This is a genomic window from Aeribacillus composti (genome assembly GCF_007827555.1).
GTDB classification, from domain to species: Bacteria; Bacillota; Bacilli; order Bacillales; family Aeribacillaceae; genus Aeribacillus; species Aeribacillus composti.
This window is the reverse complement of sequence record NZ_VISS01000001.1, coordinates 91,837-111,587: the sequence shown is the minus strand read 5'-3', so window position 1 is coordinate 111,587 and position 19,751 is coordinate 91,837. Positions and strand designations below refer to the sequence as shown.

17 protein-coding genes, 1 pseudogene and 1 riboswitch are annotated in these 19,751 nt (G+C 37.4%); of the genes and pseudogenes, 6 read left to right on the top strand and 12 right to left on the bottom strand.

What is annotated here, in order from left to right:
• Positions 1 to 340: 340 nt before the first annotated feature.
• The gene (locus tag FB379_RS00540) at positions 341 to 1,138 is read left to right on the top strand and encodes an ATP-binding cassette domain-containing protein (protein WP_144596642.1); all 798 of its coding nucleotides are present in this window, start codon (positions 341 to 343) and stop codon (positions 1,136 to 1,138) included.
• Positions 1,086 to 2,480 (top strand): hypothetical protein, encoded by a 1,395-nt coding sequence (locus tag FB379_RS18385; RefSeq protein ID WP_158640142.1) that lies wholly within the window; start codon positions 1,086 to 1,088, stop codon positions 2,478 to 2,480. The genes FB379_RS00540 and FB379_RS18385 overlap by 53 nt, the downstream gene beginning before the upstream one ends.
• A 909-nt stretch (positions 2,481 to 3,389) precedes the next feature.
• Here the strand turns inward: FB379_RS18385 and FB379_RS00525 are convergent.
• Positions 3,390 to 4,259: an SDR family oxidoreductase gene (locus tag FB379_RS00525; protein WP_066248403.1), complete on the bottom strand. Its 870-nt coding sequence runs from the start codon at positions 4,257 to 4,259 to the stop codon at positions 3,390 to 3,392.
• 525 nt (positions 4,260 to 4,784) lie between these two features.
• Here FB379_RS00525 and FB379_RS18940 point away from each other — a divergent pair.
• Positions 4,785 to 4,910, top strand: coding sequence for a GH36 C-terminal domain-containing protein (locus FB379_RS18940; protein ID WP_277874769.1), 126 nt, complete (start codon positions 4,785 to 4,787; stop codon positions 4,908 to 4,910).
• Positions 4,897 to 5,067, top strand: coding sequence for a GH36 C-terminal domain-containing protein (locus FB379_RS18935; RefSeq protein WP_199757321.1), 171 nt, complete (start codon positions 4,897 to 4,899; stop codon positions 5,065 to 5,067). The genes FB379_RS18940 and FB379_RS18935 overlap by 14 nt, the downstream gene beginning before the upstream one ends.
• Before the next feature lie 196 nt (positions 5,068 to 5,263).
• Here the strand turns inward: FB379_RS18935 and FB379_RS00515 are convergent, their stop codons facing one another.
• The 4 genes from FB379_RS00515 to FB379_RS18380 all read right to left on the bottom strand — a co-directional run bounded on the left by FB379_RS00515 (position 5,264) and on the right by FB379_RS18380 (position 9,861).
• On the bottom strand, positions 5,264 to 6,934 hold the full coding sequence (locus FB379_RS00515; protein ID WP_144596638.1) for an ABC transporter ATP-binding protein: 1,671 nt from the start codon (positions 6,932 to 6,934) through the stop codon (positions 5,264 to 5,266).
• Positions 6,935 to 6,949: 15 nt separating this feature from the next.
• Complete coding sequence (locus tag FB379_RS00510; RefSeq protein ID WP_066248394.1) at positions 6,950 to 8,188, bottom strand: radical SAM/SPASM domain-containing protein; 1,239 nt, start codon at positions 8,186 to 8,188, stop codon at positions 6,950 to 6,952.
• Between the two features lie 13 nt (positions 8,189 to 8,201).
• Positions 8,202 to 9,662, bottom strand: coding sequence for a radical SAM protein (locus tag FB379_RS00505; protein WP_144596636.1), 1,461 nt, complete (start codon positions 9,660 to 9,662; stop codon positions 8,202 to 8,204).
• A gap of 70 nt (positions 9,663 to 9,732) precedes the next feature.
• Positions 9,733 to 9,861 carry a huazacin family RiPP peptide gene (locus tag FB379_RS18380; RefSeq protein WP_158640141.1) on the bottom strand — a complete coding sequence of 43 codons (129 nt, stop codon included), beginning with the start codon at positions 9,859 to 9,861 and terminating at the stop codon, positions 9,733 to 9,735.
• Between the two features lie 151 nt (positions 9,862 to 10,012).
• On the opposite strand from FB379_RS18380, the pseudogene FB379_RS00500 reads away from it, so the two are divergent.
• Both FB379_RS00500 and FB379_RS18660 read left to right on the top strand, forming a co-directional pair.
• A pseudogene (locus tag FB379_RS00500) lies at positions 10,013 to 10,527 on the top strand (ATP-binding cassette domain-containing protein); the annotation flags it as partial.
• 296 nt (positions 10,528 to 10,823) lie between these two features.
• Positions 10,824 to 11,102 (top strand): hypothetical protein, encoded by a 279-nt coding sequence (locus FB379_RS18660; protein ID WP_242009261.1) that lies wholly within the window; start codon positions 10,824 to 10,826, stop codon positions 11,100 to 11,102.
• A 234-nt stretch (positions 11,103 to 11,336) separates the two neighbouring features.
• Here the strand turns inward: FB379_RS18660 and metH are convergent, their stop codons facing one another.
• From metH to FB379_RS00460, 7 genes are all read right to left on the bottom strand, one after another.
• On the bottom strand, positions 11,337 to 14,759 hold the full coding sequence (metH, locus tag FB379_RS00490; protein WP_144596634.1) for a methionine synthase: 3,423 nt from the start codon (positions 14,757 to 14,759) through the stop codon (positions 11,337 to 11,339).
• Positions 14,752 to 16,611, bottom strand: a complete 1,860-nt coding sequence (locus FB379_RS00485; RefSeq protein ID WP_094245331.1) for a bifunctional homocysteine S-methyltransferase/methylenetetrahydrofolate reductase — start codon at positions 16,609 to 16,611, stop codon at positions 14,752 to 14,754. The genes metH and FB379_RS00485 overlap by 8 nt, the downstream gene beginning before the upstream one ends.
• Before the next feature lie 108 nt (positions 16,612 to 16,719).
• A riboswitch (SAM riboswitch) is annotated at positions 16,720 to 16,841 on the bottom strand.
• A gap of 101 nt (positions 16,842 to 16,942) precedes the next feature.
• Positions 16,943 to 17,434: a YajQ family cyclic di-GMP-binding protein gene (locus FB379_RS00480; protein ID WP_063387028.1), complete on the bottom strand. Its 492-nt coding sequence runs from the start codon at positions 17,432 to 17,434 to the stop codon at positions 16,943 to 16,945.
• A 144-nt stretch (positions 17,435 to 17,578) separates the two neighbouring features.
• On the bottom strand, positions 17,579 to 17,857 hold the full coding sequence (locus tag FB379_RS00475) for an HPr family phosphocarrier protein (RefSeq protein ID WP_063387027.1): 279 nt from the start codon (positions 17,855 to 17,857) through the stop codon (positions 17,579 to 17,581).
• A 342-nt stretch (positions 17,858 to 18,199) separates the two neighbouring features.
• The gene (locus tag FB379_RS00470; RefSeq protein ID WP_082829462.1) at positions 18,200 to 18,331 is read right to left on the bottom strand and encodes a DUF3941 domain-containing protein; all 132 of its coding nucleotides are present in this window, start codon (positions 18,329 to 18,331) and stop codon (positions 18,200 to 18,202) included.
• A gap of 31 nt (positions 18,332 to 18,362) precedes the next feature.
• The gene (locus FB379_RS00465; protein WP_063387026.1) at positions 18,363 to 19,241 is read right to left on the bottom strand and encodes a DegV family protein; all 879 of its coding nucleotides are present in this window, start codon (positions 19,239 to 19,241) and stop codon (positions 18,363 to 18,365) included.
• A gap of 315 nt (positions 19,242 to 19,556) precedes the next feature.
• Positions 19,557 to 19,697, bottom strand: a complete 141-nt coding sequence (locus tag FB379_RS00460; RefSeq protein WP_063387024.1) for a hypothetical protein — start codon at positions 19,695 to 19,697, stop codon at positions 19,557 to 19,559.
• Positions 19,698 to 19,751 lie beyond the last annotated feature (54 nt).

The window sequence follows — 19,751 nt, the reverse complement described above, 5'->3', positions numbered from 1 at the left end:
TTCTATAAAGTTTGTAAATGATCGGAAATTAAAATTGACAAAAAGAAAAAAGTATTGATAAAATTACCAATGAATTGGAAAATTTCATATAATATTCAAAAAATGAAAGTGAAGTTTAGAGTTTACAAAGAAAATAGATTTTTCCATTATTCATCGGGATAAGCAGTGGTTTTAGCACAAGTATCTTTATACAAAATAAAAGAACTATTTTCAGTTATTGTTGATCGCTGGACAGTGCATTTACGTGAAGAAAAAAGGATAGAAAACATGATCCCGTTTTCTCTCTTTCGATCTATCATAATTGAATGTTTCCAATCAACTGCAAAGCGGGGAATATAGAATGCTGTCATTATATATTCAACACAAGAGACACGGTGATGAATTTGAGCTGAAAAATATAGAAGTGACCATCATGCCTTCTCAAATCACATTATTATTAGGTCATAATGGGGCGGGGAAAACAACCATTATTAAATCACTCTTTGGATTAATGGATTATGTCGGTACTTTATCCGTAAATAACAAAAAGATTGATTTGAATGTTTCTGAAGATGTGGATTATTTGAAGAAAAATGTTTCCTATATTTCAGATGAGATTGCTCTTTTCGATTATTTGACGCCGAAAGAATACTTCTCTTTAATCGAAAACTCATTTAAACATCAGGTAGACCATCAGTTATTAGAAAAGCTTATAAAAATTTTTGAACTTGAAAGGTATCTGCATATACCGATAAGCAATTTATCTCATGGCAATAAGAAAAAAACACAAATTGTTTCACAGCTTTTTAAAGGAAGTGAATTTGTCATCTTTGACGAGCCGACGAACGGGCTGGATCCCGATATGGTCATTATCTTGCGAAAAACTCTTCATTTTTTAAAAACAAAAGGCATCGGGATTCTATTGTCCACCCATCACCTTAGTTTTGGGGAAGAATTGTACGACAAGGTTATTTTGCTTCGAAACGGAAAAGTAAAATTAAATTGTACGCGGGATCAAGTATTTGAGCAGTTTGGCAGAATGTCTTTGGAAGAAATATATGAAGAGGCAAACAAGGATTATTACTTGAAAGCAGAGGAGATTTTAAATGCCCCCGATGTTCGAGATAATAGCGAGGATCGAGATTCCGAAGCAGGTTAAAAAAGCAAAAAATATCTTTTTGAACTACCCGACTCATTTATTGGCAGTTGTTTTAGGAGCGATTCTCCTTTATGTCGTATATGCCTTAATTTTATTTCAATATTTGGATTTCATTCCATTGAATAAGACAGACGCGTTTGATTCAATTTTGGTGTTCAGCATCTTATTGGCATGTTTCCTTATGATATTTTCCAGAGAAAAGCTAAAAAGAAAGGAGTATGCCTTTTTCTTTTTAAACACTTCTATTAATGCGGGTCAATTTGTTGCGGGAAGCTATTTTTTGTTATATGTCTTTTTTAACATCTTCATTTTTTTCGCATTTTTGCCTTTGCTCATTTCTTTTTATATAAAACATATTCAAATACATATCTTTCATATTTTTCTAGTTCTTCTTTTGTTGTTTATTATTTTTTGGTTCATCCTGTTTATTTGGATTTTATCCTCTTTGATTGTCGGAAAATGGCTGGGCAGACATAAAGATGGACTTTATTTCAAATCATTATTATTTATGTCCATCATATGGGGGCTGCATTTTGTTTCTAAACATATGGCGGAGCGTATAGGAAATTTCGGCTTTCTGTTTTGGATCGGTTGTTTGGCCGCTCTTTTAATATTATGGATAGGGATAAAAAATTTATCGGGAAGGTATTTATTTGGTTTATTTCAGCAAAGCCATACAGGTAATTATCCTAAAAAAATAAAAAGCAAGGAATTTAAGCTTAATCATTACGTTATTCATTTTGTATTGGAAGCAATCTATTATTTTCGAAATCGACTTTTTGCGGAAATGGCTCTTATGTTCTCGATTCTCTATGCTCTCACCATAGGGGTTTATATTTTCTCGGATGCAATGACCTTTGCCATTGTATATTCATTTATTATGAATTTAGGTTTAAAAGAACTTATGATTGTTTTGCCTTTATGTATTGGGATGCATTTTAGGCAATATAATCTTTCCATATTTATGATCAATGCACCGGCTTCCGTCTATTTTTTTCCGAGAATATTCATGGCAATAGCAGTAAATTTTATGATTTATTTTTTATTTGTAGTTTTAAATTGTTTTATATTAAATCAAGATTTTCTTCCGCAATTAACCGGAATTTTTTCTATTTTTTTCGTCACAATGCTCTCAACCTTTGCCGGATTTATAGCGAGAATTCATGACGGGAATAAGGCTGTAGCGTTAATTATAATCCTTGTCATTGTGGCAATCATTGATTCTTTTTTACATTATTTCATTTCGCAAAGTTATTATATTGATTTTATATATGTTGCAGGCGGGATTTTTCTATACTTGATTTCTCAAAATATTTTTTTAAGAAGGCCTGTTTTCAAATGATAAAAGTGCTATTAGCAGTCTGGCCTCCAATTTTTCATGAGACGGGATATATCGCAATGAATTATAAAGAGGGGATGAAAAATATTGGACTTCGGCAAATAATCAATTTGAAGTATTTTTATGTAATATATTTCAATTCTGAAATAAATTTGTGCATTTGCTCCAATGGCAGTGTCGATAGTGTGAATAAATATGACTGACAGCTTTTTTGTGAAGATGTTATTTTTAACATCGTTATGTAATTTGCTCTTTTTGTCCTCAAATGGCCTGATGAAAAAAATTGTAAAAGCAATAGAAGAAATGAGGAAGATGTTATGACAACTTTCTTTAGAGCGCTTATGGGCGGAATCAGTTTAGTTTTTCTGTACGCTTTAATAGTTCTAATAACTCCTTTTATTATTCGGTTATCCGGCATCACCCACATTGAATCAAGTCCGAAGATTCTGAACCTTCCCTTATATGTCATCAAAATAGAGGGAAGTAAATTTGTAGCGGAAGCGACCTGGTTAGGCTTAATTCTTTCACTTGTAGCAGGCACGGCTTTTTATTACTTGGTTCATTTCTTTACAAGAAACAGATCCCGTTAATTCATTGAAGGAGCCGCTGAAGAGAGGGGCTTGTAAAAAATTTTGCTTATTTTTCACGACATACCGTCAAGCAAAATATTGAATGCCACGAAATTTTCTTCTTTACTTTGGATTTGAAAGCGATTGATGCAGTCTGTAGAATTTTCCAGAAATTAATAATCCAGTGGAATTCATTTATCAGCATCTGACAGGAGCGAACATGTATCGATGACTTTTGTTTAGCGTATTGATCTGGCCATGTGGATATTGCTCTCAGATATGCCAAGAGCTATTTACAAATAGAAAAGCCCCAAAGTATTGGATTTTGGGGCCTTTTTGCAGATTAACCATTTACGATCGTGCCGCCGTTTACGTGGAGAATTTGCCCTGTCATATAAGTAGAATCGTCACTTGCTAAATATACATAAGCAGGCGCAACTTCCATCGGCTGTCCGGGCCGCTTCATCGCTGTGTTGGAGCCAAAAGAAGCTACTTTTGTACGATCAAAAGTAGAAGGTATGAGCGGTGTCCAAATGGGTCCTGGCGCTACACCGTTGACTCGAATGCCTTTAGGGGCCAATGATAAAGCAAGAGAACGGGTAAATGACGCAATGGCGCCTTTTGTTGCCGAATAATCAATGAGCTGTTCATTTCCATGATAGGCTGTAACAGATGTCGTATTTATGATCGTGCTGCCTGTCTTCATATGGGGAAGAACAGCCTTTGTCATGAAAAAGAACGAAAAAATATTGGTCCGAAACGTTCGTTCAAGCTGTTCTGCTGTAATAAATTCAATTCCTTGCTGCGGATGCTGCTCGGCTGCGTTGTTTACTAAAATATCCACTTTTCCAAATTGATCTTTTGCTCCCTTCACCGCTTGCTGGCAAAATGCTTCGTCGCCGAGATCGCCGGCTATTAAATGACATTTGCGCCCGAGCTGTTCAACATATCCTTTTGTTTCCTTTGCATCTTCATGCTCATTTAAGTAAATGATGGCCACATCGGCACCTTCTTTGGCAAACAGCACCGCAACCGCCCTCCCGATGCCGCTGTCGCCGCCGGTAATGACCGCTGTCTTTCCTGCAAGCTTTCCGCTGCCTTGATAAGAAGGATCATCAAAGATTGGTCTTGGATTCATAAACGATTCAATCCCCGGCTGCACATTTTGCTGTTGAGGCGGAAGTGTATTTGGCTGATTTTGCTGCTGAACCATAAAAACCTCCTCCTAAAACAAGTAAGTATACAGTTAGTATGGGAAGTGGACGGGAATAATAAACAAAAATTGATTAACAGTATATTTTAGAAAAGAATGATTTTTCAAAAAACTATTGATACTATAATCTGTTTTATGGTTATATTTAGGTGAAGTAACAGTATTTGGTTATAAAATAAAATGGAGAATATTTGATATGACATTTGGAAAAAGCGAACCGTTAATAACAGAATGGCTTTTGGGTGATGAAATGTTAATAATAAAGTGGCTTAAATGGAAATTAATGATAAGATGGAGAAATAAAATCGGAGAATATAAAACTGATTCCTGATAAATATTTAGAAGGAAAGACATTATTTTGATTGAGTATCTTAAAAGATAAACTTATTTTTTCGATGAATCTCATCATTTTAAATATTCTTTTTCAACTAATATCGCGAGATTATATCGAATAAAGATCATCGCAAATGGATTCAAAAAGGAACATTTTACCGCTTAATAAGCCCATTTGACGGGGACGGAAATGTGACGGCATGTATGGTTGTTTCAAAAGATCAAAAAGAAGCGCTTGTAGGTTACTACCAAGTGCTGGCAAAACCAAATCACGGATATTCACGCATTCTGTTAAAAGGGTTAAATGGCGATTTTTGAATATGAAATAAAAGGAGTCGAAAACACATTTTTTGGCGATGAACTGATGAACGTCGGCATTCAGCTGACGAACAATATCTTTGATGCCCGCTTCGGGGTCAATGAATCGGGCGATTTTTCTTCAAAACTCTTTAAGCTCAAAGCAAAAGAATGGTAGAAACCGGGGCGCCTGCCTCGGTTTTTTCATTCGAGCCTCAAATACTTCCCCTTACACCCAGAAGGAGTGATGGATTTTTCCCGCAGGCTGGGGCATGGATCGGGGAGGAGTCAAATTGCCCAAAGTGCACAAAATCCGGGCAATTTGCAAAATGCGAACGGTATTTACGGATTTTAGGTTGAAGTCATGAGTTTTGCTAATTGGCAGCGATTGTTGCTTCGCCTTGTGGATGATCATGTAAGTGAATGATTTTGTTGCATACTGTGTCAAAATCATTGCTATGGTCTATAATGATAAAAATGGATTTTGATGAGCCGCTTTCAATTAATTTCTTTATCTTTTCTTTACCGCTAAAATCCATATGAGAAATTGCTTCATCAAACATAATGATGTTTGCCCCTTTTAAAAGGGCTCTGGCAATAGCAATTCTTTGAATTTGGCCTCCTGATAAATTTTTTCCGTTTTCCCCAACTAATGTATTTTCTTTATCAGGCAATTTTTCTATAATATCATCTAAACCAGTCGTTCTCAGCACTTCCATATAAGTATTCGAATCAACGTTTTCTACACCATATTTAATATTGTTTTCAATTGTATCGTTAAATAAATATATTTTTTGCGATACGATGCCAATGTTTTTCCGAAGTGATTTTTTATCTATGTCATCAATCGGTATTCCATTTATAAGAACTTGTCCTTTTCCTTTTTGCACATTATATAATCCCATTAATATTCTAAGTATTGTTGTTTTGCCGGTTCCATTTTTCCCCTTTATTAAAAGCTTATCAGCAGGGGCTAGCGAAAAACTTACATTATTCAAGATATATGGCTGGTCTTCTTTATACCTAAAAGATACACCTTTAAACTCAATGCTCTTAATATCATTTATTTTGACTTTATTCTGTTCCTCGTCTTCTCCTATTTGTTCAATAAATATATGGAGCCTTTTTAAACTTACTAATGCCGGCTGGATCGTTAGAACAGTAGCCGATATATTTTGAATTGGCGAATACAGTCTGGGAAGGTAGTTCATAAATACCATATACCCGCCTATTGTCATACTATTTATTATGACATCTTTTCCACCCATAACGATTAATAAAACAGAGGACAGTGAACCAACCAAAACAATTAATTCCATACCAATTGAATAAAAGATTGATTGTTTAATATTGGCATCCACTAGATCTTTAGCTGCTGAATTGATTTTTTCTGTTTCCTTATCCTCTACCGAGAGATTTTTGACTTCTTCGATACCCTGTACTGACTGCTGTATTTTGTTGTTTAAAACGGCACTTTTTTCAGCTGTTTCAGTAGATATATGAAATATTGAAGACAAGAATTTGTTTGAAATGATGTAATATGCCGGCATTAGCAGACATAAAATTAATGTTAATTTGAAATTGATTGCTGCCAGAATAATAAGGGTAGCAAACAGTTCAAAAAAACTTAGCAAAATTTTAAATGTGTTGGCAGAAAACAATCCCCCTATATTATTTACCTCATTTAATCTTGATGTAATATATCCGCTGGGGTAAAAATTGAAAAACTCCATAGGCAGTTTCAGCAGTCTTGTTGATATATTTTGCCGAAGCTTCAACACTATATTCTGGCTTACTTTTGTAAAAACTACATTGGAAAAATAGTTGAGCATACTCTTAATTACATATATTAATGCAAGTATTGCACTGAATAAAAGAACATAGTGATAATCTTTTTTTGCTATTCCAAAATCAAAAATATTCTTAATGATTAATCCTGGAAGTACAGTGATTGCAGAAAGAACAACTAATAAAAGAAAAGCTATAGACAAGCTCTTTTTAAATTCTTTTAAATAGCTAAACAATAATTTTACGCTGTTGTTCATATATATCGCCCCGGTTTAGTTAGTAGAGGTAACCGTTGATTTTTCTATTTTATTGCAATAGACCATTCCATCAATCCTTTTGGATTTAAAATAATCTAGCGCACGGCAATCAAAGCAAAATAAATTTCTCTCACAATTTGAACAATGTTGAATTTTCGTTTTAGACATCTCCCAAAAAATTTTGTATTCTTTTCTGTGGAAAGCTTCCCAAAGTTTCTCTTTTTTTAAATCTCCCAACTCATAATCCCTTATCATCATGCAAGGATAAATTTTGCCGTCAGAGGAAATAAAGATTTGGCCGTATAAACAGTTGTTATATTTTTTTAAATAGGGAACTGAATTCAAATTGATAGGAATTTCTCTATTTTCAGGGTTCATCATTTCAGCTATTCTGCTAATAGAGTAATATTTATTTGTAGGATATATATAGATATTTTGGTAATTTCTCTTTCCAAATTTTGATTGAATCTCTTCAAAAGAAGAATCATCTAAAGAAGAGACTATTATTGAAACAGTATGAGGTATTTTGTGTGTATCAATTATTCTAAAAGTTTCCTGAATACGTTCAAAAGAGCCGTCAACTTGGGTGATTTTTTCATATTGTTTATTTTTGGAACTGAAAATTTGCAAAGCTAATGAAACATTTTGATCTTTTAAGAACAGGCCAATATCGTTATTTATTAAAGTGCCATTTGTAAAAATGGTAACGTTGATTTTGTGTTTAAAAAGATAATTTAGCAGTTCTTTTAATAAATGCCATTTTAAAAATGGTTCTCCTCCTGTTATAAAGCATTCCTGTATCCCTAGTTTTATGCTTTGATCAATTATATCCTTCCACTCATTGAAATTCATCTCTTCTTTGGCCGGCCATTTTTTACATCCGCATGATCTGTAGATTACATTTTCTTCGGTACAAAATAAACACTTTAAATTACACGTCCCGGTTAACTCAATTACCAATCGATTTAGTCTAAAAGGGATTAATTTATCGTATTTTAATGTAGCAATTCTACTTGTTTTTATTTTTTCCAAGTATACACCATCACGATAATAAGCACCTAAATCATGTTCCAATAAATAATCTATTAATTTATCAGGAATGTTTTCTTTATCCTGTTCGTTATTATTTAATGATTCTATAGCTTCGGCATCAGTTTTATTAAATTGAAATTTCTTTCCGCTTATTAAGTGATAAAGTACCGCCCCTTCATTTCCCTTCAAAAATATGACTTCCGGATGAAGTTTAAAGTTCATACGTTTCCTCTCCTTATTCTCTAATCTCTTGAAATATTCCCGGATTATTTTCTAAAATAGAGTAGTATGTAGAGAAAGAATTTATAATTCCTTCTCTAAAGTTTTTGCAAAAAGTGTCTTTTAATTGAAATCCTTGTCCGTCAGTTTCAGTTATTACATAGCAAAGGTTGCAAATATTATTTAAATTACAATTTTTGCATCCTGCTAAAGCAGAGAAAAAATTATTCATGTAATTAGCTTGCTTAGTTGGATCCAAGCCGGTTTCTATATTTCCAACAGGATAATGAGGATTAATTTTTTCGCACATATGAAAATTTCCATCACTATCTACAGCCAATTTATGGATTCCAGGCAGGCAAGTACCTCTTAACTCATTATTGCTATAAGCAGTATTCATCATAGGATCGAAGATGATGCTTTTAAGAATTGTTTTGGAAAAGTTAGTTGCTTTCTTTTCAAACTGTTTATCTTTCGCTCTTTCAATGAGTCCTTTGATAAAATCTTTTCTTCTTTCTAAATAGGATTGCTCCAACTGGACACCTTTATAGTACTCAGTATTTATATTACTTACCCTGTTTACTCGCTGAATCCGCTTATCCAGTTCAGGATGCTCCATAAAGTATTTATCTAATTTACTAAAATCTGTTAAATTATCATAAGTTATTAATATTCCATAAGGTAGTACCGGTTTATTTAGTCTCACTTTTTCCCGATATATATCATCCATTAAAGCCAGATTTTTAAAAACTCTGTCAAACGTTCCCTTTTCATTGATTGTAACACGGTTTCTATCATGGTTTTCCTTATCACCGTCTAAACTTACAGAAATAGAAAAATTTTTATCAAACATATAATTGATTTTGTCTTCAGTTAATAAATATGCATTGGTTGTTATTGAAAAGAAAATATTGTCAAATACCTTTTTGTAATTATCGTTGGTGTACTCAACAACCTGTTTTATAAGTTTCCAGTTTATTAAAGGCTCTCCCCCATAAAATCCAATGGATATACTTAAATTGGGGTTGTATTGGATACTTTTTATATTTACATTCATATAGTAATCAATAGCGGATTTTGCGGTTTGAAAATCCATACGTTTATTTGAAAAATTCTTTGAATAAAAATAATGATCAGAGTAAATACAATATTTGCATCTGAAATTGCAAGCATCGGTAACAATTAAGCATAGATGCGATATTCCCTCTGTCAGTAGTTTTTCTTTAATAAATTGTTCAGTGATTTTTGGCAATTGAAAATCTGATTGAAAGAGGTTATATTTTACAATTTTATGAAGCAATTCATTTAGATTATTTTTTTTGAAGTCTTCTTCATGAATGGTGTCACCTATCTTAATTTCCGACAAAAAGTTTTTTTCTGATTTATTTACTGGAATAACTATTCTCGTACTGTTGTCATAGCAATAATTACCTTTCTCGGTATCAAATAATAATGGTTCAGTTAAAAATTTAATCATTTCACTTCCTCCTCACTTATAAAGTACCAAGAGCCACAAAATGCGTCATGGCTCTTGGCCTATTAAGATATTAAGCTTTAAAGAAGCGTGCTTCCCCTGCTGCAAACCCTAATACGTCTGCGATCGGTGAGACTGTGTCAGCTGCACATGCAGCACCGCATGTTGCGATGCATTTCACCTGACAGAATAAGGTTGCCATTGTCATCCTCCTTTCTATTTTAACGTTAACCCTGTTGCAACCATCTTAGGGGGAGAAAGTGAAGAGGCCTCTCTACCAAAAATTATAAATGATGAACTCCATTAATTTACAGAAAAATTTTACATATTTTTGAATTTTTCCAACTATATGGGAGGCTATTAAAAAGGTCAATCTGACAGGGCATGAAAACAAGAAAATGATGGAATGATCCGGCGGAATGAGAAAATGGGTGGGAATCGCACAGCTGTTAATGAGAAAGCCGTCGATCTTAATTTTTGATGAACCGACAGCGGGATTGGACATTGAAGAGCGGATTCGCTTCCGCAATTTGCTAAAAAACCTTGGTTTGGAGCATACCGTCATCATTTCGTCGCATATTGTCGAAGATATTGAGTTTTTATGGACAAAGATCGGTGTTTTAAAAAGCGGAACGTCCTATTCGAAGGAACGCCAGCCGAGCTGAAAGCCCATGCGGAAAGATATGTATGGGAATATCGTGTCTCGCCGAATGAATTGGATACCATCATGGCGGAAAATGAAGTGATTCAGCTTCTCGAAGAGGGAGACGACGTGAATGTACGGGTGTTTGCGAAAAAAGAGGAAGAAGGGGCGAAACAAGTCGCACCAAGACTAATTGATCGGTATTTAGCCGTTGTTAGGGGTTGAACTAAAATGAGAGATTATTTAGAAAGCAATTATGCACCTTTGTATTTGACCGAAAGACGATGGGGCTCACTTTTTTTGTCCCTGCTGTGATGTTTAGCTTATCTATGTTGCTTATTCTGTTTGTTCCAAGAGAGGAAGATGATATTCACAGTAATATCATTATTATTCAAGGTTTTTTTATACCGTTTACTTGCTGGTGCCTTATGTATCGGCTGAGTGAAATGTATGAAGAAGGGGCGTATGAAACGTTAGTTCCATATTACTAAAAACGGTTTGGGATGGATTTCTTCCAGTACTTGATTGTCAATATTATCGGGGTTTTTCATTTATGTACCGTTTTTGTGATGAAATACGGGATGACTTCGTTATCTGGTCTTAACGTGATTCATTTTATGATTTTAGTATTATTCTATATGCTTTTTGGCACATCACTTATCGTGCTGATTATAAACATTGAGATTTCTCTAACGATTATCATGATTTACACGGTTTTAGAAGTGCTTACGTTAGGAGAATTTATCCATGGCCGCACATCTTTCTATTCGATCCGCCTGTTTGGGATCCATTTTTATTGAGAAAATGGTTATTTTTGTCGATAACCGTTATCGTGCTAATGTTTATAACAGTTGTTTTCATTCAGCGGGCGGATAGGAAACCGCAATAGGCTATTTTAATACAATTTATTCAAGCTTATGGTTAGGAAAAGCTTTGAGGCGATTTAATAAAAAATGGATAACGAATTGCTAAACGAGCACTTCGTTATCCATATGCATCCGAAAATAGCTTGCCCTTAACGGCGAGACGAAATATTAAAGGACATTAAAATATCGAGCTTCAGGGTGTGAGACGACGAAGGCAGAGACGGATGCTTCCGGTTCCATCATAAAGCCTTCCGTCAGCTGGATGCCGATTTTTTCAGGCTTTAACAGCTTAAACAGCTTCGCTTGATCTTCTAAGTCTGGACAAGCCGGATAGCCAAATGAATAGCGCTGACCTTGGTATTTTGCTGCAAACCGTTCCTGCATTGTGAAGTCAAGCGGATCCGGGAAGCCCCATCGGTCGCGGATCAGCTGGTGCGTCCGCTCTGCAAGACCTTCTGCCAGCTCCAGCGCCAATGCTTGAATCGCATGGCTCCGGAAAAATTCACCGCTTTCTTTAAACTGCATGGCGATGCTGCGAATGTCTTTTCCAGCAGTTACGGCAAACAGGGCGATATAATCATGCGGTGTTTCATCTGACCGTTCGCTTACATAGTCGGCAATGCATAAAAACGGCGGCTTTTCCTGCCGAGGGAATGTAAACGTCTCAATGATTTTATCTTTTGCAGCCGGATCTAAAATGTGAATGGAGTTTCCTTCGCGATAGGCCGGGAAAAATTGATAAATAGCAGATGGACGGAACCAGCCATATTCTTTCCCTAAACGCAGCAATTCATCTATTTCATTTTTTAGTTCTACCGCTTTTTCCTGTTTTTCCAGAAGCATCTGTTTGACATTGCCTTTTAATCCGAGATGGTGTCCTAAAAGCATTTGCATGTTCACATACGGGACGACTTGGGCAATATCAATGTTTTGAATAATGTGTGGATTGCAGTCAGCTGGATGATATACGGTCGGTTTGGACACAGATGATTTTTTTTCAATGATCATAACAGGTTTGCTGCTTTTCTGTCTATTCTGTTTTTCCTCAACTGCGACCGTTCTTTTCTCAAGGAAAGCATCCGGGTTTTCTCTCAGCTTATTGGCAAGCGACAGCCCGTCCATTGCATCTTTCGCATATAACACAGGACCGTCATATTCCGGTGAAATTTTTTGATCGGTAAATTTGCGTGATAATGCAGCACCGCCGACTAAAATCGGAATCGAAATGTTGGCTGTTTTTAAGTCTTGTGCTGTTAACACCATTTGCTGGGCTGATTTGACGAGCAGTCCGGAAAGACCGATAATATCAGGCTTTTCATTATTGACCGCTTCAATCAGCTGCTGCGGCGCAACTTTAATGCCTAAATCAACGACGCGGTAGCCGTTGTTGGAAAGAATAATGTCAACTAAATTTTTGCCGATGTCATGGACGTCGCCCTTGACTGTAGCTAAAATGACTTTTCCTTTGCCGCTGTCATCTTTTTTTTCCATATACGGTTCTAAAAAGGCGACAGATGCTTTCATCACTTCCGCACTTTGAAGCACTTCAGCAACAATCAGCTGATTGTCGTTAAACAGTTCGCCGACAATTTCCATTCCTTTCATTAACGGTCCGTTGATGATATCGAGAGGATCATCATATTTTTCTAGTGCCAGTTGTAAGTCTTCGATTAATCCTTGCTTTGTTCCTTCCACAACGTATTGTGCGAGCCGTTCCTCCAAGGTTAATTCCGTTTTCGGCTTTTTTTCCTCTTTCTTTTTGTCGCGGTAAAAGTTCGTAAATTGTGCGAGCGTCTGATCATTTGTTTCAAATAATAAGTTTTCTGCCAACTTCCGCTCTTCCTCAGGGATCGAAGCGTACCGCTCTAATTTTTCCGTATTGACGATCGCATAATCGAGCCCTGCCTGTGTGCAATGGTATAAAAAAACGGCGTTTAATATTTCTCTGCCGACCGGCGGAAGCCCGAAAGAAACATTGCTGATCCCGAGAATAGTTAAACAGCCGGGAAGATGTTCTTTAATTAAACGGATCCCTTCGATCGTTTCTTGGGCAGATCCGATATATTGCTCATCACCTGTGCCGACAGGGAAGACGAGTGGGTCAAAAATAATGTCGCTTGGACTTATACCGTGTTGATTGACTAAAATGTCATAAGACCGCTTGGCAATCTCCAGCTTTCGCTCCGCAGTCAGAGCCATTCCGTCTTCATCGATTGTTCCGACGACAACAGCTGCACCGAATTGTTTCACAAGCGGGAGAACTTCTTCAAACCGTTCTAAGCCGTCCTCTAAATTGATCGAGTTGATGATCGCTTTCCCTTGTGAGTATTCGAGCGCTTTTCTGATGACATTGGCGTCGGTTGAGTCAATGACAAGCGGCGCTTTTACTTTTTTTACAACCTCGCGGATGAAGTTTTCCATATCTTCAAGCTCGTTTCGGTCCGGATCTGCGAGACAGACATCGATGACGTGGGCGCCGTTTTTCACTTGAGCGCGGGCGATCTCCGCTGCTTCTTCAAATTTTCCTTCCGCAATGAGACGCTTGAATTTACGCGAACCGATGACGTTTGTGCGTTCACCGACAAACAGCGGGCGCATTGATTCATCATAGCGAAGGGGCTCGATGCCTGATACCGTATGTTGATTTTGCTTTTTGACGATTTTTCGCGGTTTTAAGCCTTCCATTGCCTCCCTTATTGCGCGAATATGTTCGGGAGTTGTTCCGCAGCAGCCGCCGACCATATTAAGCCAGCCTCTTTCTGCAAACCCTCTGATTTTTTTTGCTAAAGATTCCGGTGATTCATGGTAGCGACCTTCTTCATCAGGCAGTCCGGCATTCGGATAACAGCTGACAGCGGTATTGGCGATTTCAGACAATGTGCGGATGTGATCGGTCATGAATTCAGGACCTGTCGCACAGTTTAAGCCGACGGCAATTGGATTCATATGTTCAGCTGAAATGTAAAACGCTTCAATATCTTGACCGGCAAGAGTTGTTCCCATCGGTTCTATCGTTCCGGACAGAATGATCGGCACTTCTTTCTTGAGCTTTTGAAAAGCTCGTTGAATTCCTAAGTAACCTGCTTTTACATTGAGCATATCTTGGCTTGTCTCAAGGAGAAGTACATCAACGCCCCCCTCTAACAGTCCTTCCGCTTGAACTTGATAAGCTTCTGCCAATTGTTGGAATGTGACGCCGCCTGTAACGGAGAGCGTTTTAGTCGTTGGCCCCATTGATCCTGCCACAAAACGAGGCCAATCCGGTGTTGAATATTTTTCTGCAGCGCGCTTTGCAATCTCCGCTGCTTTTTTATTTATTTCAAAAGCAAGGTGCCCCAAGTTATATTCCTCGAGGACGATGCTTGTACCGCCAAACGTATTTGTCTCGATAATATCAGCGCCTGCTTCAAGGTACGCTTCATGAATACGGACAATCGTTTCAGGGGAAGTGATGTTTAAATATTCGTTGCATCCTTCATATTCTTCACCGCCAAAATCTTTCGCAGATAATTCTGCAGCTTGAATCATTGTTCCCATGGCTCCGTCTAGTATTAAAATTTTTTTCTCCAGCTGTTCCTTTATGTTATACATGGGAAATCTTCCTTTCTCGTTTTGCCTTTTCTTTTTCATGAATGTATTCCGTCAGCTCGACTGTCATCTCATAATGCAAAAACGGAGTGATTAAGTAAATGCCGTTAAACAGGTCAAATGCTGCGTCAATAAGCGATTTTGCAATGGCAAGTCCTTCTCGTTTCCCCTTTTCTTTATCATTGCCTGCTTTTTGCATCTGTTCGCGAATCGAATCGGACAATTTAATGCCTGGCACTTCGTTATGAATAAATTCAGCATTGCGGCTGCTTATTAACGGCATAATCCCGAGATATATCGGAACATTCAGATGTTTTGTTGCTTCATATACTTCTTCGATCAGCTTCTCCGAGTAGAGCGGCTGCGTAATAAAATAATCGGCTCCGCAGCTGATTTTTTTCTCAAGTCTCTGAACTGCGCGATCAAGATGTCTTACGTTCGGATTGAAGGCGGCGGCTACAGTAAAGTTTGTTTTTTGACCAAGTGATTTTCCGGAGTATGACAAACCTTCATTAAATTGCTTAATTAAGCTGATTAAATCAAACGATGATAAATCATAGACAGAGGTTGCACCCGGAAAATCACCGATTTTGGACGGGTCGCCGGTGACCGCTAAAATATCGTGCAGGCCAAGCGTATGCAGCCCCATTAAATGGGATTGAATGCCGATTAAATTTCTGTCACGACATGTTAAATGAACGAGCGGGCGAAGCTGGAAACGGCTTTTCACAATATTTGCGCAAGCAACATTGCTGATTCTTGGTGTAGCAAGGGAATTATCCGCAAGCGTAATTGCATCAATCCCCGCTTTTTTCAACGCTTTTGCTCCTGTTAAAAATTTTTCCAAGCCGAGCGTTTTCGGCGGGTCCAATTCTACAATCACTGAGCGTCTGTTTTTTGCAATATCTGGGAGAGGAGTTTCTTGACTTTCTTTCATAGGTAAAACATGAATTGGAACATTTCGTTCTTTTACTTCTTTCTCTGTGACAGGAGGGAGGTTTGATACAGCTTCAGCCATTGCCCGAATATGTTTCGGCGCGGTTCCGCAGCATCCGCCGAGAAGCCGGACACCTTGTTTTCGGAATTGAAGAGCCGCTTCATAAAAATAGTGTTCATCTGATTCATAAACTAATCTTCCGTTTTCATACCTTGGCAGGCTGCCGTTTGGAAAAGCGGATAAAAAGGCATGTTCAAACAGCGGCACTTCTTCCAGAGATTGCAGCATATGATAAGGGCCTAAACGGCAATTGAGGCCGACAATATCTGCACCAAGTTCTTCAAGCATTTTCAAACCGTCTGCCAATCTTGTTCCATTTTGAAAGACGCCTTGTTCGTGCAAAGAAACATTTGTGATAATGGGCAAATCCGTTTCTTTTCTAGCTATTTGCAAAACGGTTTTCAGTTCTTCCAAGTCGTAATAGGTTTCTAAAATAATGCCATCTACGTTTTCGGATAAAAGGACATGAAGCTGCTCACGAAAATTTTCGGCAATGTCAGATAGCGTGAAGGCGCTTTTTTGAAACGAACGGATGCCGCCGATTGTTCCGATGACATACCCTTTGTTTTCCGCTTTTTGTAACGCCCTCTTTGCAAGTTCAACCCCTTTTTGGTTGATGATCTTTATATCATCTTCCAGCCCATATCTGGCAAGCTTTATGCGATTGGCGCCGTATGTATTTGTTTGAATAACAGTTGCGCCTGCGTCTAAATAGGCTGAATGAATCCGTTCTATTTCTTCCGGTTTTGAAACGTTTAGCTCATCAAAGCATCTGTCTATTCCGAATGAGTATAGTAGAGTCCCCATTGCTCCGTCGGCAATTAATATATGATTCTGTAAATCTTGTAAAAGCCCCATAAAAAGTCCTCCAATCAAATGAAATAGGCGCCTGCAAGGAGGCGAACACCTATATAAAAAAGAAAAGCCTTCTAAGAAGAAGACTTTTTCTTGAACATTTTCCCCTTCTTCTTATCTTCCGAGCGCAAATTTACGCATCGCTGGATTTAGCACCTTGGTACCCAAAGTTTTTGGGTAATCCGGTTGCTGAAGGTTCATCGGGCCAGTCCCTCCGCTTCTCTTGATAAGAACGCTTTACCGTATGAAATTTTAAAACAACGGATTAATCCTAATTTAACGAATTTTATCAAAATAATCAATATAAAATTTCAATTTTGTGAACAGGGCAAAGCTAGCGAAAATTAATAAATTGTACGTCGATCGGCAAGTCGGCGCTTTTCACAGCTGCAATCACTTTTTGCAAATCGTCCTTGCTTTTGCCGCTTACCCGGACTTGGTCGTCTTGAATTTGGCTTTTTACTTTTAGCCCGGTATTTTTGATCAGCGCATTGATCTTTTTCCCGTTTTCTTTGTCAATTCCGTTGACAAGTTTGGCTCTTTGTCTGACAGTGCCTCCTGAAGCCTTTTCGATTTTCCCGTACTGAATATTCTTGGTTGCGACACCGCGTTTAATCATTTTGCTTACTAATACATCTTTTAGTTGATTCAGCTTATATTCATCGTCAGAGATTAGCACAAGCTCATCTTTTTCTAGGGATATATCGCTTTTAGATCCTTTGAAATCATATCTGTTTACAATTTCTTTTTTCGCCATTTGAATGGAATTGTTCACTTCGGCAATATCCACTTTTGAGACGATGTCAAATGAATTCTCCTTAGCCAACTTTTTACCTCCAATAACGTTATTTACATTCATTATAGTGAATGTCGTTCAGTTGAACAACTCTTTTAGGGGTTCCTCGCAAATTAAATGAAAAAACCGTTACTTAAAGCAACGGCAAGGAAATTAATATCTGCTTAAATGCAATTAAGCTAAAGATGTCGCTTTAGAACATTTAGGGGAAAGAAAGTCTTGTAAGTTTTTTACTGCTTCGAGCGAATCTTCTCCTTCAGCGCTGATGACTACATGACCTTCTAAAAAGGCGGAAAAACCGAGCATGCTTAAAACGCTTTTCGCATTTAATTGGAGCTTTTTTGTTTGGAATAAAATGTAGCTGTTAAATTTAATCGCTTCATGGACAAGGGAAATGACATATTCCGGCTCCATCTCTTTTGTAAGATACACGGAAATTTCATGTTTCTTCATTGTGCCACCTCTTGTATACTTATTTTACAATATCTTACATTAATAAAGGATAGATTCCCACATGTTTGTCATTTCCTCTTACATATAAAAAAATGACCTCCGCTTTCGAATATGGAAACGTTTTGGATTTCTCTGTTTTTTAATGAAATGAATGGCCTAATCAAATTGAAAGTTATTGCCCCGCCCATGTTTTATTAGACAAAAATGAAAACAAAAGCTAGAGAAAAGATGCATACTGTAAGATAAGAAAGCGTCTTTTTCTTTCAGAACGTCCGGATAGAAGAGGTGGAAGACTCGCCTTTAGAGATATTTCAAAAAAAGAAAAAGCCCGACAGGCGGGCATTATAAATGATCCGTTTTCTTTGAGTATTGCCGTTTTCCAAGCTCTCGATTTTTTTCCTTCAATAGATTTTTTTCGTGTCGTTTTGCATTGTTGTCTACAGCTTTTTTATCATTATCGCTTGTTTTGGACATTCAGGAAGCTCCTTTCAATACTGTTATATACTTATGATTTCCATGAAGCTTCTTGAATATGTTTATTTAGAAAAAATACAGCAAGGGTGCCGGGGCCAGAGTGTGCACCAATGACAGCACCGATCGTATGGATGATAATTTCTTTTGGATGAAACGTTTCTTCAATTAATTGTTTTAATTCGAGAGCTGCTTCTTCATCATCACCATGGCTGATGGCGATTGTCTGTTCACTCAATCCGTCTCCACGCTCTTCCATCAGCTCAAGAATTCTCCGGTAAAGCTTCTTTTTCCCGCGGATTTTTTCCAGCGGGATCAGCTTTCCTTCTTCGACATGCAAAAGCGGCTTGATATTTAGCAGTCCGCCAACAAACGCAGATGTTTTGCTGATTCTCCCGCCGCGAGCCAAATATTCCAGGCGATCAACAGTAAAAATGTGCTCCATATGACTGCAATACTCTTTTACTGCATTTGCCATTTGTTCTAAATCAAGTCCTTGTTTTGCTAATTGAATGGTGTAGCGGACAGCAAGTCCATACCCAAGTGAAGCACATTTCGAATCGATAATTTGCAGTTTCCAATTCGGATATTTTTCAAGCAATTGCTGCTGAACCATAACGGCAGTTTGATATGTACCGGACAATTCGGAAGAAAAGGCAATATACAGCGCCGGCTGATTGTCTTTTGCCAGCTTTTCAAATTGATTGGTGATTGTTTCCGGTGATGCTTGTGATGTTTTAGCAACGTTTCCAGCTCTCATATAGTCGTAAACTTCTTTTGGTTTGATTGTCAATTGATCCTCATAGTCCTTCTCGCCAAGGTGGACACGAAGAGGGATGAAAGAAACGCCTTGATCGTTTAAAAAAGAGACAGGCAGATCACAAGCACTATCAGCGATAATGTGAATATTCATTAATCACACCTACTTTTTTTCATTTACATATAGTCTATCTTGATCACAAATAGAAAACAATACAATTTGCAAACTGAAAATTTAAAAAAGAAGGACAAAAAAAAAGAAAAAATGGACGAAACAAGAGGAGCTCGTTTCGTCCATTTCATATTTATTCCTTGTTCAAAATGTGCCGTACAATCGGCATTCTGGATGGTGTTATGCCTGCTCGATTTTTTCTCGATGCAGATGCTGTACAAAGATTGGTCTGTTCAAATTCGATCTGTTCATTATAAAAACAGCCCTTAAAAGGATTCGAAAATGAACGGAAGGGCATTATCCTTCGAAGCTTGCTTCGTTATTGACTCTTGCTTCTGATTCGGCAAACGTCATACGGTATGGAAACTTTTCATCATGTTTTTTGACAGCACCTTTTCCTTGCTCAATGAATCGTTTCGATTTATTCCGTTTGCCCAAGTTGGAATCCCCCTTTTGATCATTGACGAAATGAGTTCGTCAATTATAGGGTAT